We start from the raw sequence: 14934 nt of genomic DNA, 5'->3' as shown, positions 1-14934 counted from the left end.
ATCTATGCCGAGTTCAGCTCAAGATCGGCCACTTTTTCTAGGTACCCCCCTAGGTCTGGGCTGGGATAGGGTTGATGCCCGAATACGCGATCCGGATACAGGCTCATCATGCCTCAGCGAATTCTGTTCATCAGCAATGGCCACGGTGAAGATAATCACTCCTCTCATATCATTCGTACGCTGCGACGGCTGAATCCCTCCCTGGAGATTGGGGCGATGCCGATTGTGGGCGAGGGAGCAGCTTATAGTCGTTTGGGGGTGCCGATTATTGGGCCTACGAAAATCCTGCCCTCGGGGGGATTTACCTATGTGAATCGGCTGCTGCTGTTGCGAGATATTCAAGCGGGGCTGGTCGGTCTGCTACTACAGCAGTTGCGGGCAGTGCTGCGCTATGCCCCCGATTGCGACTTAGTCCATGCCACTGGCGATGGCATTGGCCAGGCCTTTGCCTATTTGTCAGGGCGCCCCTACATTTCATTTATCTCCTGCCTGTCCAGTCTTTATGAGGGCAAGCTGCGGTTAGATCCGTTTCTATGGCGCATGTTGAGTTCACCCCGCTGTTTGGCGGTCTTTACCCGCGATCCCTACACAGCTGAAGATTTAACCCGCCAGGGGTTGCCTCGGGTTCACTTTGGCGGCATTCCCTCCCTAGATTACCTGACGGCAACAGGGAAGGATCTACAGTTACGGCAGGTGCCGATGATTGCTCTACTACCAGGATCGCGATTGCCAGAAGCGGCTCACAACCTACGCTTACAACTGCGGCTAGTGCAGCAGATTGGCCGAGTCATGGCAGGGGCAGTCGACTTCCGAGCCGCCTTGGTGCCGAGGCTGATGCGGGAACTGCCGGCTATTGCGGCGGCAGAAGGGTGGCAACAGCACCAGGATGTGCTCAGCTACTATGAACCCGCCCCGGGGGAGCGGCCCCTGGCCCAAGTTCGTTGCTACGACGATGCCTTTAACGACATCATCACTCAGACTACCCTGGTAATCGGCATGGCTGGACTGGCGGTGGATCAAGCCGTTGCTATTGGTAAGCCAGTGATTCAGATTCCCGGCCCAGGTCCTCAGTTTACCTATGCCTTTGCCGAAGCTCAGACTCGCCTGTTGGGGATATCGGCTCAGACCATTGGCACTGAACCAGCCACCGAGACCACTCTACGGCTAGCTGCCCAGCGGGTGGCAGATACCCTGCGAGATCAGGCCTATCTGGCCGCTTGTGTCGACAATGGCCGCGCCCGACTAGGACCGGCTGGTGGTTCCCTACGCATTGCTAAACACATCCTGTTCCATCTAGGAGTCCCCATCCCCGACAACGATATCCAGGTCCATACCGAAGATAACCCCATCACAACAGCATGACGCGACGCTCTGGTTACTGGCAGTTACTGCCGTTCATTCGACCCCATTGGCGGCCCTTTGCCATTGGCTTCGTCTGCATGCTTGGCTATGTGTTGACCACCTTGCTGTTACCCTATTTAGCTGGCCAAGTGTCTCTATTTGTGGGGCAGGGAAATGTGGAGAGCGTCGCCTATTGGTTGGGCTTAGCAACGCTAGTGTTTCTGGTGCGGGGAGGCTTTCAATATGGCGAGAATATCTACATGATTGGGGCCTCTCTGCAGGTAGTGCTGGATCTACGGCAGGCTGTCTATGGCCACCTGCATCGCCTCGGCCTCGATTACTTCGAGCAATCCCAAACCGGAGATTTAACCTATCGTCTCACCGAGGATATGGATCGTATTGGTGAAGTGGTGCACAAGATGTCGCAGCAGTTCATCTCGTCTCTGCTGCAACTCATCGCCATTCCCCTCTACATGCTCTATCTCAACTGGCCCTTAACCCTAGCCAGTTTTGTGCTGGCGCCGTTGATGGCCTGGTTGATCGGTCGCTTCGGTCAGCATATTCTGCTGTTATCGCGGCGCAGTCAGCAGCAGATCTCGAACCTGTCTTCCCTGCTGACGGAGGTTCTCAGCAACATGCGGGTGGTACAGGCCTTTGCCGCCCAGCCTTATGAAGTCAGACGGTTTAACCAAGTGGCCGAACAAAATCGGGCGGCCCGCTACCGAGCTGAGCGACTGAAGGCGGTCCAATACCCGGTGGTGGGATTCCTCGAGGCCATCAGCATCATTCTGCTGATCTTGCTGGCGGGATGGCAAATTTCCCTGGGCAACCTTACCTCCCAAGCCTTCGTCAGCTACCTGACTGCGATCGCATTGTTACTCCATCCCATCGATCTGGTTACCCAGCATTACAACGAATTCAAGCAGACCGAAGCCTCCCTGGAGCGTATTTTCGATCTGATGCGACTCACCCCCTCCCTGCCGGAAGACCCCGATGCCAAGCCCTTAGCTGCGATCACCGGCAAAATTGAATTCGACCAGGTTGGGTTTGCCTACGAACCAGGGCAGCCGGTATTGCATCAGATGAGCCTGCGCATCTATCCCGGCGATGTGATTGCCCTGGTGGGGCCATCGGGGGCTGGCAAGAGCACCCTGGTGAACCTGGTGCTGCGCTTCTATGATCCCCAGCAGGGGCGAGTCCTAGTGGATGGCATCGATATTCGCACCGTCACCCTCGATAGCCTGCGCCATCAGATTGGCATCGTGCCCCAGGATGTGGCCCTATTCTCCGGCACCATCGCCCAAAACATTGCCTATGGCCAGGCAGACATCGACTTTGCTGCTGTCGAGGCCGCCGCCCGGGTGGCCAACGCCCACGACTTCATCAATCGCTTTTCCCAGGGATATCACACCTGGACCGGGGAGCGGGGCATGACCCTCTCGGGAGGTCAGCGGCAACGGGTGGCCATTGCCCGGGCCCTTTACTACAATCCCCGCATTTTGATCCTGGATGAAGCCACCAGTGCCCTCGATTCTGAGTCAGAAGCACTGGTGCAAGAGGCCCTGGAACGGGCCATGGAAAATCGCACCGTGTTGATCATTGCCCATCGCCTCAGCACCGTGCGCCAGGCCGATCGGATTTTGTTTTTAGAGCAGGGCACCATCGTAGAAGCCGGTAGCCATGACGAGCTGCTGGCCCGGGGCGGGCGCTATGCCAGCTTCTATGCCCAACAGTTTGCGGCCTAGGCTTCTCCGGCAATGAAGTCGGGGCGGCTACTCTGGGGTATCGGCCAGTCTGGATTTTCACCGCCGATGTAGACCTGCTCAATAGCCACATATTCCCGGCTGAACTGTCGTAGGGCATTAAGCAACACATCCAGTGCGATCGCATCACTGGTCCCCAGATCAAACCAACAGCGGGCCCAGACCCCGTTATATTCCACCTCGGCCATATTGTGCATCACCGAGAGAAAGCTATCCTCAGCGCTACTGTCGTCGTAGGTCATGTAGCTGATCTCCAGCCCCGTTTCCTGCACCTGCAGGTTCTCGGCATTGAATCCCCCCAGCTTTCCCAAGAAATACCAAGAGTCAAAAATCTCATCAATATATTGCTGCTCCAGCAACGATGGAGCCGTCTCAAACCGCAACCAAATCCAGAGACTAAAAAAGTCACACTCGCGAAACTCAACCTGCATAGGATCCCTGAGCCATGCTAGCCATGGTATACAAACAATAAGTTGGATCAGGCAGCTTTAAGCAAGAAGATGGGCCGGTCAGCGCCCTCACCCTAACTAGCTACCCCATAGCCACCATCAAACCTAAGGCAGTGGCCATCACGGAACCAGCCACCGATTCCGCATTAAATCATGTCCCAGTTTGAACCTGGAGGTTTCCCAAGAGAAAACAACCAACTTCGTAGCTGGACTGGGTATATCCTACCGGGAGATGCTGCCGTTATAGGCTAGACAAAATGTCACGAACCTGAGCAGTGCAATTCACTCCAGCTTCCCGCTCCGTGCGACAGCGCTCCCAAGCGATACGGCGCACAATAGGTTGGGGCAGCTGTTCGGCGTAGTCCAGGGCCTGCGTAAAGAACGACACACTGTCTTGATCCTGGCCCAATCGCCGTAAGATTTGCGCCTTGAGATAAAACAACTCGGGATTCTGGGGCGCCCCCTGCAGGGCTTGATTAACTGCCTCCAGGGCCTGCTGGTTGCGATCTAAGTCACGATAGCCCAAGGCAATACCCCGTTCTGCCAGATAGTCCGGAGCCCCATGGTTGCGCAGTCGCTCAATCGCTACTTCCGGATCAGAGAATGGCAAATTCACTGCCAGCATCAGATCCATATATCCCTTGATCAGGCTTAGCTCCGGATCATTGGCATCAATAGCCTCGGCCTGATCCAGATGGCGAAACACCCGATCCAACATCGTTAACGCCCGTAGCATACCGCTGACTTCCCCTTCGGTTTTGAGCAGATGGGCTCCCTCCAGAAAAATCCCTACCGCAGCATAGAGATGGCCCCGCAGCGGATCGGTTTGCAACAATGCATCCGCCGTCCGCTGGGTCGATTGGGCCCGCTGCAACAGGATTTCCCAGTCTTCATCTAGGTAGGCCATGGCCGCCAACATGGCGTGGACCATCGGTTCCTGGGCCTCATCCCGCAGGGGCCACAGACAGCTTCTGCCGCGCTTCCACATAATCCCCATCCTGAAACATGGCCTGGAAGGCAGCCTCGGTGTGCGATCGCCAATGGCATGGGAATCATTGGACCTAAACGGATCTCCGGCCAGGGCCACAGGGATAGCTAAGCCCCAACTTAGACCAGCAGCTGCCACGGCAGCCAGACTCCAACGGTGGCTGTGGCGGGCAACTGTAGCCACCCATCTGCGACGACGTCTCATAAGCCCAACTCTCCGTTTCAAAAGGTACCCGTGTCTGTGGTTCAGCCCGATTTGCAGCAGAGATGGCTCCCGGAGAGCCTCCCATTGCCATTCTCAGGATAGCGTCTAGATCTTGCCTAGGGACGCAACAGATCCAACCGTCAGTAGCTTAGACTACCTGCTAGGACGAGACTGCTACCATCAGGTTCCTGACCGGAGATCTCAACATAGATCACAGGGTGCCCCTGCAACGAGGCCACGGGCCGATAGAAAGGCTGAGCAGTACCGGTTGATGATCGCTGGTGATGCTTGGGCATCCTAGGGCTAGAGCAAGGGGAAAGGCACTATGCTAGCCCGAATCTGGAGTGCAGCAGTCATTGGCATCAATGCCGTCAAGGTAGGCGTCGAGGTAGATCTCTCTGGTGGCTTGCCGGGAGTAGTGGTAGTTGGGTTGCCAGACGCAGCTGTGCAAGAGTCACGGGAACGCGTCAAGGCAGCCATTAAAAATGCTGGCTTTCCCTTTCCCATGCGCAAGGTGGTCATTAACCTCACCCCTGCCGACCTGCGCAAGGAAGGGCCGATCTATGATCTGCCCATCAGTGTAGGAATCTTGGCGGCAGCAGAGCAGGTGAGCTCAGACTTGTTAGGCGACGTCTTGTTCTTGGGGGAGTTATCCCTGGATGGATCCCTACGGCCCGTAGCCGGTGTCTTACCCATCGCTGCTGCCGCGCCTAGCTTAGGTATTCGAGCATTAGTCGTCCCCCTAGATAATGCCCAGGAAGCCGCGGTAGTGCCGGGATTAACGGTTTATGGTCTCAAGGATCTAGCTGAGGTGGCAGAGTTTCTGCAAGCGCCGCAACGATTGACACCAGTTAGGTTAGATAGCCAGAGAGAATTGACGCGTGTGCAAGGAGCCACCCTCGATCTTAAGGATGTTAAGGGTCAAGCCCATGCTCGTCGAGCCTTGGAGATCGCTGCCGCTGGAGGCCATAACCTGGTGTTTGTGGGACCACCAGGCAGCGGTAAGACGATGCTAGCTCGGCGGTTGCCCAGTATTCTGCCCCCGCTTCAGTTCGAGGAAGCCCTTGAAGTTACCCAAATTTACTCTGTGGCAGGCTTACTGAAAAACAAGGGGTCTCTGATCAGTCACCGCCCCTTTCGTAGCCCTCACCATTCTGCCTCCGGACCGTCTCTGGTAGGCGGGGGTAGTATTCCTCGACCAGGAGAAATTTCGCTAGCCCACCGGGGGGTCTTATTTCTAGATGAACTAACTGAATTTAAGCGCGATGTGCTGGAGTTCTTGCGGCAGCCCATGGAAGACGGCAATGTCACGATCTCTCGCACTCGCCAATCGGTGGTGTTTCCGGCTCAGTTTACGCTGGTGGCCAGTACGAATCCCTGCCCCTGTGGCTACTACGGCGATATGGTGCAAGCTTGTACTTGTACTCCCCGTAGCCGCGAGCAGTATTGGGCTAAACTCTCAGGGCCGTTGATGGATCGCATCGACTTGCAAGTGGTAGTCAGCCGACTCAAGCCCGAGGAGATTACCCGCCATGTCCCGGGGGAAGAGTCAGCAACTATTCGCCAGCGGGTTCAAGTCGCCCGGGCAATTGCCCATCAGCGATTCGTCAAAGATCCGGTGCTGCAGTGTAATGCCGACATGCAGAGTCGGCATCTGAAACACTGGTGTCCCCTGGATGAGGCCAGTCGTACCCTGCTAGAGGGAGCAGTGCGTAAACTGGGCCTATCCGCCCGGGCTACCGATCGGATTCTCAAAGTGGCCCGCACCATTGCTGACTTAGAAAAGGCTGAGCAACTGCAACCCCATCACATTGCTGAAGCCATTCAGTACCGTACCCTGGATCGCCTGGCGTAGGATCACTCCTCATAGACACGATGATGATGTTATCCTGAGAGTGACTCGGAACTACGCGGTCACAACGCCCAAACCTTGTCAGGACCGGAAGGTAGCAGCAATACGGGATGCTTGTGACAGGCGTGGTCTCCGGGTCTCTTTACATCAGTGCCGATGGCGACGACTATGGCATCGGAACGGTTTTCCCCCATAGGCGGGGTTAGCGCTATTTCCCTATCCTGAAAAGTGATGAATCAGGAGCCGACGATTATGGCTGGTTTTGGGGATGTCGTACAAAAAGCGTTTTATCTAGGGGTTGGGTTAGCATCCTATGCTAGCGAAAAGGCCGGCAGTACTCTGCAGGAATTGAGGACTGAGGCTCAAAAGTTGGCTGACGATCTAGTAGCCCGAGGTGAAATGACGGCTGAAGAAGCCCAACGCCTGATTAATGATATGGTGCAGCGGGCTGAGCAGGAGGCCAAGGCCACCACTGAATCGCCGTCGAGGGAACCTCGTCGTATCGAAATTCTAGATGATGAGGCCAATGACGCGGCTACAACAGGAAGCACCGAAGAGGCTGAGGCCGAGGCCTTACGGCAGCAGGTAGCTCAGCTGCGACAAGAGTTGGAGCAATTGAAGCGAAAATCCCCATGAATGATGAGTGGGCTAAACAGATCTGGCAAGTCGTTGATGCCGTTGCTCATGATGCCAATCATTGGTACCAGCAACTGGATCAGCAGTTACAGCAAGTATCTGAGCAGTTAGCAGACACATCGGATGAGTGGGCGGCTCAGCTGCGGCGATCCCTCGAGCCTGAGATCGATCGCTGGGCTGACGATGTCTATCGAGCCACCGAGCCCGTGGAGCAGGCGCTTGACGCTACCCTAGGGGCAATGGTTGAGCAGGTCGATGCGGTGGTGGAGCCTATCGTCGGCGAGTGGATAGCTGGCTTAGATAACTGGTTTGAGCAGCTATTGTTGCCGGTTAACAATACGCTAGATCCTTGGAGTCACAACCAACCCACATGTATTGGCTGTCGTCACTATTATGGGCAGATTCACGGAGGCAGCCAATTAATCTGTGCCATGCATCCCTACGGTCCAGAGGACGATAGTTGCCCTGACTGGGAGTCGGTTTGGACGCTGTGATCTCTCCTAATGCCGTGATTGGCTGGTGCGATCTTTAGGGAATTAACTCAATAGCGGATAAAAGTGTCCCACTGGCCCTTGGCCCTGTCCGATTCGTAGGGCATGGTGTAGAGCGGCAGTTACGTAGGTTTTGGCCCGTTGAGTGGCAGCAAGTGGTGGGTATCCTAGGGCCAGATTGGCAGCGATCGCAGCCGATAGGGTGCATCCGGTGCCATGGGTGTCGAGCGTATCGACGGTCTCGCTGCGGAGGACGTCTAGGGTGCGGCCGTCGTACCAGACGTCGATGCCCCGTAGCTCACCGGCCATGCTCCCCCCCTTGACTAACACCGCCTTGGGCCCCAAGGGATAAATCTTCTCAGCCGCTTGCTCCATATCTGCCAGGCTAGCGATCTCTACCCCACTTAGAATCTGGGCTTCGTAACGGTTAGGTGTGAGGACGGTGGCTAGGGGAACTAACTGCTGGCGCAGAGTTGCGATCGCATCGTCGTCAATCAACTGCGCCCCTGTGCGGGAGACCATCACCGGATCAATGACAACATTGGTCAGCTTCAGGGCTGTCACCGTCTGAGCCACAGTCATGATGATGGCCTGATTCAGCAACATTCCAGTTTTGAGTGCTTGTTCCCCTAGATCCTTAACGACAGCCTCAATTTGGGCCCGAACTGCCTCTGCTGGCAAGGCATCTACCCGCTCCACCCCTTGGGTATTTTGAGCCGTCACACAGGTCAAAGCACTGGTACCATGGACCCGATGGAAGGCAAAGGTCTTCAAATCAGCTTGAATGCCAGCTCCCCCACCGCTATCTGAGCCGGCAATTGTCAGCGCCACCGGGGGAATCTGCTTAGGCATAAAAGTGGTCTACCGATTCGGACGTCGTCGCTGCAGAAACTCAGGAATATCTAAATTGCCACTGCCGGTAGAACTGCCATCGCTACTGCCGCCAAAACTCGGAATATTGGGGGATGGCATCGAGCGCTTAAAGGGAGTCACCCGAGCCGCTGAGGTATCCAGGCGAGCCGGCGTATCGGTGCTAAAACCCGTGGCAATGACCGTAATGCGGACTTCCCCCTGCAATCGCTCATCAATGACCGCCCCAAAGATGATATTGGCATTGGGGTCCACGGCTTCATAGATAATCTCAGCCGCGGCGTTGACCTCATGCAAGGTCAGATCACTGCCCCCCGTGACATTAAATACCGCCCCAGAGGCTCCATCGATGGACGCTTCCAGCAGGGGAGATGAGATCGCCGCCACGGCAGCCTCCCGGGCCCGCGACTTGCCAGAACCAATACCAATCCCCATCAGGGCCGAGCCAGCATCTGCCATCACAGCCCGGACATCGGCAAAGTCCACATTCACCAATCCCGGGATTGTAATGATGTCAGAAATGCCCTGGACCCCTTGGCGGAGAATATCATCTGCCACTCGGAAGGCCTCTTGCACCGGCGTCTGCTCTGAGATCACCGATAGCAACTTATCGTTGGGGATCACGATCAACGTGTCCACTCGACTCTGGAGGGCAGCAATGCCCTCCTCAGACTGATGCATGCGGCGACGCCCCTCAAACGTAAAGGGGCGAGTAACGACCCCGACCGTGAGGGCCCCAGCCTCTTTAGCAACTTCAGCCACCACCGGAGCTGCACCGGTTCCGGTTCCCCCGCCCATGCCAGCCGTAATAAACACCAAATCCGCTTCTTCTAAGGCGGCGGCCAGCTCGTCTCGCGATTCCTCAGCTGCCTTTTGGCCAATGGCTGGATTACCGCCTGCGCCCAAACCACGGGTCAACTTTTGGCCAATTTGTAGGGTGTTGTTGATCGAGGCATTGCCCAGGGCCTGGGCATCGGTGTTGACCGACCAAAACTCAATGCCAGAAACACCGCTACTGATCATACGGTTGACGGCATTACAACCGCCGCCACCGACACCAATGACTTTGATTCTGGCAACATTGCCGGACAATGCATCGCCATACGTGGCCGTATCTCCTGTCATGACGCTGACATCACTGGGTTGACTGTTGTGGTTCTGGTCAAAGTCGGTGAAAACATGGTTGGGGGAAACTGAGTTAGTCATTAGCTCTGTCGACAGGAAAAGTTACTGACGAGGGAACAGCCATTACGGGCTCAGGAGGAGGGTAATGACTCGGCAGATAGCCTCAGTGCTGCAGTGCAGTAATGATAAGACTATTCAGCTCCAAATGCAGGCTCAACTTTGGCAGATTTTAGACAAAATATAGATTACTTCAGTGGAAATGGCCAAATGGCTATGGAATTCTAAAAAAAGTAGGCGAATGAAGGCTAAGGAGCCGCAGTAGTGGAAATTGGCCAAATTCCCCAAATATTCCGCAAATATTCAGAGATAGTAGACTGGGGAGTTCTCCCCAAATTTGAGGCAGCGTTTCGCCTTGAGTCACTGAATCCTAGCAAAATCTGGACCTCCTTAGACAGGACCGCCTAAAGAGTAGAGCCCTCGGCCTAAGGCACCAGCTTAACAGAAGGGTGATTCGGGTCGCTGACGTCGATATAGTCAACCGTTTGATCGTCTACCTGACTCTTTAGATGCCTCAATTGATCTAATGCGGCCAGTTGCTCTGGGAACCGAGCGCCATAGGCTCCCAAATGAGCTATCCCCACCTCTGTTTTCAGCACCAGATTATCAGGATTTTGCCAGTCAATCTCGGATACGTCTAGGGGGCTGCGGCGCAGAACTTGATACATGGAAGGCCAATGTTCTCGATCTGCCGATCGTAAGCCTCGTATGGTCAATTGGGGGGAGGGAATCGGGTTGCCCAGGGCAATCAGGCTAGACGGCTTCATCCAGACACCTTGGGCATCCAGAAACCCTGGCTTCAAGGATGTCGGGGAGTCGCCGGGTACGACGGCAGCGACTGGAATCCGCTCTTCCACCTGGATCTCTAGATGAGGAGGCACTAGGCGGCGAGTGACGGTAGCTTGGGCGATGGGGGATGCCGCTGTCAGGTGAGTTGCGATCGCAGCCGGCTGCAGCTTCAGGAGGGATTGGGGATAGTCAATGGGGATCAAGGCTTGAATCGCCTGGTCTGAGAGCAGTCGATTCCCCTCAATCTGAATCTGAGAGCTATCCCGCACCAGCCAGATGGGTTGGCTGGCTCCCCACAGGACGCCGATGGCGAGGCCGGAGACGGCTAGGCTTTGCCATAATCCCTGAAGGATCTTGAGGCGGCGTTGACGCCGTAGGGCCCGACGGCGATGGTGGAGGTCATCGGGTGATACAAAGGAGAGATCGCTCATGGCGGGCCAAATACAGGCTGCTCAATCAATCGATGCTGATTGTAGCGTCTGAATCTGTCCCTGCAAATAGGTGTACCAGTGCTGAGCTAGCTCGAAATCAGTAAATGGCACATCATAGTGATGGCCATTGGTGAGGATGAACCGTACCCCCCAGTGACGTACGCGGTCAGGCACTGCTTCCAGCCTCACCGCTTCTTGATCAGCTATCAGCTGCAATTGACTGACTTGAGATAGGTCAAGACTCACGAGATCGATGGGCTCGCCTCGGGTCGGTTTTCCCCAGGTTACGTGGCGACCCTGCTGCCCCAATACTGCCAAAATATCGTATTTAGCTCGCTCAAAGTTGGTCGCCCAGCGTTTATAAGCTTCTACCTTGCGATACTCGTTCCATCCGGCCCAAGCTAGAGCTATGAATATCGCCAACAGTGGCAACCAGAGGAGTCCCCGTTCCATTAGTATCTTTCTGTGTATCCCTATATGTATCCCTATTTGTTAAATCTTGCAACGAGGTAGGTCTAGGACTTCCCCCCCACATGAAAGGATTAAGGCTTAGGGATGTCCCCTGAGTCGTGATCTGGGCTATAGTCGAGGCCATGATTCAGACGATGTCCCCCTCGTCGATATTGTTTATGTGAGGAGACAGGACGTTGGTTTATTTACCTTTGCTCGCAGCAGTTCCCCCTACCCTGGAGTGGAGCCCGAAAGTGGCTGTCGTCATGATCCTGTGCAATATCCTTGCGATCGCAATTGGCAGGTTCACTATCAAATATCCTAGCGCTGGTCCGGCACTTCCCTCACCCGAATTATTTGGTGGCATGGGCTTGGGGGCTCTGTTGGGAATCACAAGCCTTGGCCATGTGTTAGGTGCTGGAGCAATCTTGGGACTCGCCTACCTGGGAGCACTATAGTCTTCTGTCATCGGGATATCTCCCCCGGGAATGACGTTGTCAGCGGCGTTGGCTCAGCGCCGCTTTTTCGTGGCTCACCCCAGTTACGATAGGCCCTAATCCATGACTAATCCCAGCCAACAGCCGATCGAGTCAATGTTGCTCGGCCTGAGCGGCTGGCTCGGCAGCAAGGAGCTGTTGGGCCGTGATCCCTTCATTCACCGGTCCAAAGCGCCAGAGCACTGCCAATGCCTCGGCCCGAGTGACAGGCTTATCCGGTTGAAATAGGGTGGTAAACCCGAAGGCTCGTCGAATATTCGACACCTCGCCACTGTGGTAGTCTGCCAGCACGGCCCGCAACGCCAGGGGAGGAATCTTCGCGGCATCTTGAAACCCCCAGGTCTCTTCGACGGCCTCGACACTAGCTGTGGGCAGGGCCTGATGGGTGTCCAGGGGCACCTTCCAGAGCAATAAATCCTTGCGGGTCAGGGGAGCTTCTGGGCGAAAGCTGACCGTCGTGGCGTTCCCACTGAGGGGGCTGGGGATGATGCCTGCTTCGGCTAGCCCCTGAACGCTGGCAAAGGCGGGATCATCCTGGGAGACATCCTGAAATGCTGGTGCCGCGCTACTGACCGCAGGCCGAATTTTTCTCGAGGGGTGATCTTGATAAAAGGCATTGTTAGCCGTAAGCAGCCAGCGGGCGTATTCCCGTCGTTGGATGGGTTGATTCAGCACAGCCACCGGTGCTGCTGACTCGCCGGAGGCAGCCTCATCCCCAGGGAGTGGCAAGATATCTAGGGCCAGCATATCCTCCACGTAGGGCCGTAAATCAGCTGGCACCTGATCCAGAGTAGGGGCCGTTGTAGGGGTCTGGCGACGGGATCGAGACACCCTATCGGTGTCCTGGGAGGATGGCCACACGGGACCAATGAAGCCGGGGTGCCCTGGTTCAGGGATTGAGACCTGAGAACTGGCAGCGGGACCGAAAGGGGCCGGGGTACGACTTGTGGCCTCGGGGGTAGACGATGGGGTATCTGGGGTCGATGATGTCACCGTTGGGCTGCTGGAATCGGTCTCTGAGGCCATGCCAAAGGGAGGGTTCTCCTGGAGTTGAGGGTCAGATTCTAGGGAGCGTTGTAGAGACTCTCCGATGGGACTGCCGGCACAGCTGCTCAGAGTTAACCAGCAAACCCCTAAAGCCAGGGAATATATTGCCACGCGCACACTTACCACGTCCATAACCTGAAACCAGCTCCATTACCCGCCTGCTGCAGTCAGAAGGTGCGATCGCAACCCCCGAGTGGCCTCTTGTCTGCCGTTTATGGGCTTTTCGCATCTAGACACGGTAGCCATCATGTTGCTACCACAGCGGACATTCATCCTTACGCTAACCTATACGAGCCTATACGAGCTTCATTGCCATTTGAATGGCTTGGTAGAATAAATCGTATTCAGGTTACGACTATGGGATGACCTGTCTCCCTGACAACCTATCTCCGCTGGCTGGATGAGTTACACCACGGAACAACTCCTCGATATCCTTGATCGAGAAATTCGGGCTACCTGGAAAGGAGAGCGCCTGTTACTATCGTCGCCTCATCGCCTCGATCATCCAGTGGTAGCTAAGGCCCTGGGCACCCAAAAGCTGAGTAAGGTCTACGCCATTCAGGACTTTCGAGCCCAGATTCATGAGTATCAACAAGAACATCAGGTCTCAGGGCTGGTGTGGTACACCTGTCGATTCCAAGGGCGCTCCATCCAATTGCCTGAACTTCATCCGCAGTTGGCAGCCATTGCCTCAGACAAAGTCGTCTTAATAGAAGCCAAACAGAACGTGCTGAACTTTTGGCGCGACTCGATTGCGGGGCTAAAATTGTGGCGAGCCGGTCGGCCACCAACCGCGATCAGCCGTGACGACGTGGAGCACCTGATTAGCCAAACCGAATGGGCAGAGATCGATGCCACTCGCACCGAACTCTATCTCAGCCTGTGCTGGGGTAATCCCCAAGAATGTCACTGTGATTGGGCCCGCCCAGCCTCTGGGTGTGAACGGATCATTGCCGCACCGGCTGAGCCCAGCGGCATCAAAGTATAATTTTGCCATCAGTCGATTGGCATTCGCGGTCTTCCAGCATGGCAAATGCGCGATCGCATTTCACTCACCCGTCCCAGGAGTTCTCCCATGACAATTGCCGTTGGGGTCATTGAAACCCAAACATTTCCAGCCGTGTTAGCAGCGGCCGATGCCATGTTAAAGGCAGGCAATGTCACCTTAGTCAAGTATGACCGTTCTGAAAGTGGTCGGCAGTTTGTGGCGGTTCGTGGCTTGGTAGCCGAAGTCACTCGGGCGATGACAGCTGGTGAGCGGGCTGCCAATGCTTGCCCTGGCACAGCCGAGGTGACGACCTACATTACCATTCCCAATCCCCAGGAAAACGTGGAAGCCGTCCTTCCCATCGAATTTACGCCTGAGTCTGAGCCCTATCGGGTCCTGTGATCAGGAGAGGGTCATCGTACAATTAAGAATGAATTCACAGGAGTTTGAGGAGAATCGTAGATGCCAGAGGCCGTTGGGTCCCTTGAGACAAAAGGCTTTCCGCCTGTACTCGCCGCTGCTGATGCCATGGTAAAAGCAGGCCGAGTCACCTTAGTTGGCTATATTCGTGCAGGTAGTGCCCGCTTTGTGGTAAATATTCGGGGCGATATATCCGAGGTCAAAGCGGCCATGGAGGCAGGGGTGCTTGCGGCCGAAAACACTCCCGGTGGCGTATTAGAGACCTGGGTCATCATTCCCCGTCCCCACGAAAACGTAGTCGCTGTCATGCCCGTCGATTACAGTGAGGACGTCGAAATCTATCGTCAGGCTGTGGAGAATCCCATGCTGCCCGGCAACAGTAGTCGACGCCCCTTCTAACCCCCTATTCAAGCGGGCGTATCCCCTGTGCAATCCCTTGGAGAATCGGATTACCTAGTACACTACGGCAGAAATATGCTCACCATTCAGAATGCTTGAAAAGCCTATCTGCTCGGATTTTGAATTTTGAATTTTGA

The 14934-nt window shown here is 55.5% G+C and carries 16 protein-coding genes and 1 other RNA gene; 10 read left to right on the top strand and 7 right to left on the bottom strand.

The features are described 5' to 3' along the window. The first annotated feature begins 108 nt into the window (after positions 1-108). Together XM38_RS04840 and XM38_RS04835 are read left to right on the top strand one after the other, a co-directional pair. A complete protein-coding gene (locus XM38_RS04840) occupies positions 109-1362 on the top strand; it encodes a lipid-A-disaccharide synthase-related protein (protein ID WP_080806279.1) in 1254 nt (417 codons plus the stop codon). Next, complete coding sequence (locus XM38_RS04835) at positions 1359-3086, top strand: ABC transporter ATP-binding protein (protein ID WP_080806277.1); 1728 nt, start codon at positions 1359-1361, stop codon at positions 3084-3086. The genes XM38_RS04840 and XM38_RS04835 overlap by 4 nt, the downstream gene beginning before the upstream one ends. Here XM38_RS04835 and XM38_RS04830 read toward each other — a convergent pair. Then, positions 3083-3535, bottom strand: coding sequence for a DUF3531 family protein (locus tag XM38_RS04830; RefSeq protein WP_080806276.1), 453 nt, complete (start codon positions 3533-3535; stop codon positions 3083-3085). The two genes, XM38_RS04835 and XM38_RS04830, sit on opposite strands and share 4 nt — an antisense overlap. A 259-nt stretch (positions 3536-3794) precedes the next feature. Continuing rightward, the gene (locus XM38_RS04825) at positions 3795-4745 is read right to left on the bottom strand and encodes a Sll0314/Alr1548 family TPR repeat-containing protein (RefSeq protein WP_202978825.1); all 951 of its coding nucleotides are present in this window, start codon (positions 4743-4745) and stop codon (positions 3795-3797) included. 325 nt (positions 4746-5070) lie between these two features. Here XM38_RS04825 and XM38_RS04820 point away from each other — a divergent pair, with 325 nt between their 5' ends. From XM38_RS04820 to XM38_RS04805, 4 genes are all read left to right on the top strand, one after another. Next, positions 5071-6600: a YifB family Mg chelatase-like AAA ATPase gene (locus tag XM38_RS04820; RefSeq protein WP_080806274.1), complete on the top strand. Its 1530-nt coding sequence runs from the start codon at positions 5071-5073 to the stop codon at positions 6598-6600. 42 nt (positions 6601-6642) lie between these two features. Continuing rightward, positions 6643-6739: signal recognition particle sRNA small type (gene ffs / locus XM38_RS04815), an RNA gene on the top strand. 110 nt (positions 6740-6849) lie between these two features. Further along, positions 6850-7233, top strand: coding sequence for a phasin family protein (locus XM38_RS04810; RefSeq protein WP_080806444.1), 384 nt, complete (start codon positions 6850-6852; stop codon positions 7231-7233). Further along, positions 7230-7727: a hypothetical protein gene (locus XM38_RS04805; protein WP_080806272.1), complete on the top strand. Its 498-nt coding sequence runs from the start codon at positions 7230-7232 to the stop codon at positions 7725-7727. Before XM38_RS04810 ends, XM38_RS04805 begins: the two co-directional genes overlap by 4 nt. 42 nt (positions 7728-7769) lie before the next feature. On the opposite strand, the gene thiD is transcribed toward XM38_RS04805, so the two are convergent. From thiD to XM38_RS04785, 4 genes are all read right to left on the bottom strand, one after another. After that, positions 7770-8576 (bottom strand): bifunctional hydroxymethylpyrimidine kinase/phosphomethylpyrimidine kinase, encoded by an 807-nt coding sequence (gene thiD, locus XM38_RS04800; protein ID WP_080806270.1) that lies wholly within the window; start codon positions 8574-8576, stop codon positions 7770-7772. A gap of 9 nt (positions 8577-8585) precedes the next feature. Then, positions 8586-9719 (bottom strand): cell division protein FtsZ, encoded by a 1134-nt coding sequence (gene ftsZ, locus XM38_RS04795; protein WP_225889439.1) that lies wholly within the window; start codon positions 9717-9719, stop codon positions 8586-8588. Positions 9720-10201: 482 nt separating this feature from the next. Beyond that, positions 10202-10996, bottom strand: a complete 795-nt coding sequence (locus tag XM38_RS04790) for a cell division protein FtsQ/DivIB (protein ID WP_080806267.1) — start codon at positions 10994-10996, stop codon at positions 10202-10204. A 21-nt stretch (positions 10997-11017) separates the two neighbouring features. Beyond that, a complete protein-coding gene (locus tag XM38_RS04785) occupies positions 11018-11449 on the bottom strand; it encodes a hypothetical protein (protein WP_080806266.1) in 432 nt (143 codons plus the stop codon). 194 nt (positions 11450-11643) lie between these two features. On the opposite strand from XM38_RS04785, the gene psaK reads away from it, so the two are divergent. Continuing rightward, positions 11644-11904 carry a photosystem I reaction center subunit PsaK gene (gene psaK / locus XM38_RS04780; protein WP_080806264.1) on the top strand — a complete coding sequence of 87 codons (261 nt, stop codon included), beginning with the start codon at positions 11644-11646 and terminating at the stop codon, positions 11902-11904. A gap of 132 nt (positions 11905-12036) precedes the next feature. Here psaK and XM38_RS04775 read toward each other — a convergent pair whose 3' ends face one another. Next, positions 12037-13101: an S-layer homology domain-containing protein gene (locus tag XM38_RS04775; protein WP_225889186.1), complete on the bottom strand. Its 1065-nt coding sequence runs from the start codon at positions 13099-13101 to the stop codon at positions 12037-12039. A 289-nt stretch (positions 13102-13390) separates the two neighbouring features. Here XM38_RS04775 and XM38_RS04770 point away from each other — a divergent pair, with 289 nt between their 5' ends. The 3 genes from XM38_RS04770 to XM38_RS04760 all read left to right on the top strand — a co-directional run bounded on the left by XM38_RS04770 (position 13391) and on the right by XM38_RS04760 (position 14797). Beyond that, entirely contained in the window at positions 13391-13978 is a 588-nt protein-coding gene (locus XM38_RS04770; protein ID WP_080806260.1) for a hypothetical protein, read from the top strand. Between the two features lie 87 nt (positions 13979-14065). Then, positions 14066-14380 (top strand): carbon dioxide-concentrating mechanism protein CcmK, encoded by a 315-nt coding sequence (locus XM38_RS04765; protein ID WP_080806258.1) that lies wholly within the window; start codon positions 14066-14068, stop codon positions 14378-14380. Positions 14381-14440: 60 nt separating this feature from the next. After that, the gene (locus tag XM38_RS04760) at positions 14441-14797 is read left to right on the top strand and encodes a carbon dioxide-concentrating mechanism protein CcmK (RefSeq protein ID WP_080806256.1); all 357 of its coding nucleotides are present in this window, start codon (positions 14441-14443) and stop codon (positions 14795-14797) included. Positions 14798-14934: the final 137 nt, after the last annotated feature.

It is taken from the genome of Halomicronema hongdechloris C2206, from assembly GCF_002075285.3.
Taxonomy (GTDB): domain Bacteria; phylum Cyanobacteriota; class Cyanobacteriia; order Phormidesmidales; family Phormidesmidaceae; genus Halomicronema_B; species Halomicronema_B hongdechloris.
This window is presented reverse-complemented; position numbering and strand designations above follow the sequence as displayed.

Bases quoted from the DNA above. Each gene is read 5' to 3' on its own strand.
- thiD (WP_080806270.1), bottom strand. From the start codon at position 8,576: ATGCCTAAGCAGATTCCCCCGGTGGCGCTGACAATTGCCGGCTCAGAT.
- XM38_RS04805 (WP_080806272.1), top strand. From the start codon at position 7,230: ATGAATGATGAGTGGGCTAAACAGATCTGGCAAGTCGTTGATGCCGTT.
- XM38_RS04760 (WP_080806256.1), top strand. From the start codon at position 14,441: ATGCCAGAGGCCGTTGGGTCCCTTGAGACAAAAGGCTTTCCGCCTGTA.
- XM38_RS04770 (WP_080806260.1), top strand. From the start codon at position 13,391: ATGAGTTACACCACGGAACAACTCCTCGATATCCTTGATCGAGAAATT.
- XM38_RS04825 (WP_202978825.1), bottom strand. From the start codon at position 4,745: ATGAGACGTCGTCGCAGATGGGTGGCTACAGTTGCCCGCCACAGCCAC.
- XM38_RS04835 (WP_080806277.1), top strand. From the start codon at position 1,359: ATGACGCGACGCTCTGGTTACTGGCAGTTACTGCCGTTCATTCGACCC.
- XM38_RS04820 (WP_080806274.1), top strand. From the start codon at position 5,071: ATGCTAGCCCGAATCTGGAGTGCAGCAGTCATTGGCATCAATGCCGTC.
- ftsZ (WP_225889439.1), bottom strand. From the start codon at position 9,719: ATGACAGGAGATACGGCCACGTATGGCGATGCATTGTCCGGCAATGTT.
- XM38_RS04810 (WP_080806444.1), top strand. From the start codon at position 6,850: ATGGCTGGTTTTGGGGATGTCGTACAAAAAGCGTTTTATCTAGGGGTT.
- XM38_RS04785 (WP_080806266.1), bottom strand. From the start codon at position 11,449: ATGGAACGGGGACTCCTCTGGTTGCCACTGTTGGCGATATTCATAGCT.
- XM38_RS04840 (WP_080806279.1), top strand. From the start codon at position 109: ATGCCTCAGCGAATTCTGTTCATCAGCAATGGCCACGGTGAAGATAAT.
- XM38_RS04830 (WP_080806276.1), bottom strand. From the start codon at position 3,535: ATGCAGGTTGAGTTTCGCGAGTGTGACTTTTTTAGTCTCTGGATTTGG.
- XM38_RS04790 (WP_080806267.1), bottom strand. From the start codon at position 10,996: ATGAGCGATCTCTCCTTTGTATCACCCGATGACCTCCACCATCGCCGT.
- XM38_RS04765 (WP_080806258.1), top strand. From the start codon at position 14,066: ATGACAATTGCCGTTGGGGTCATTGAAACCCAAACATTTCCAGCCGTG.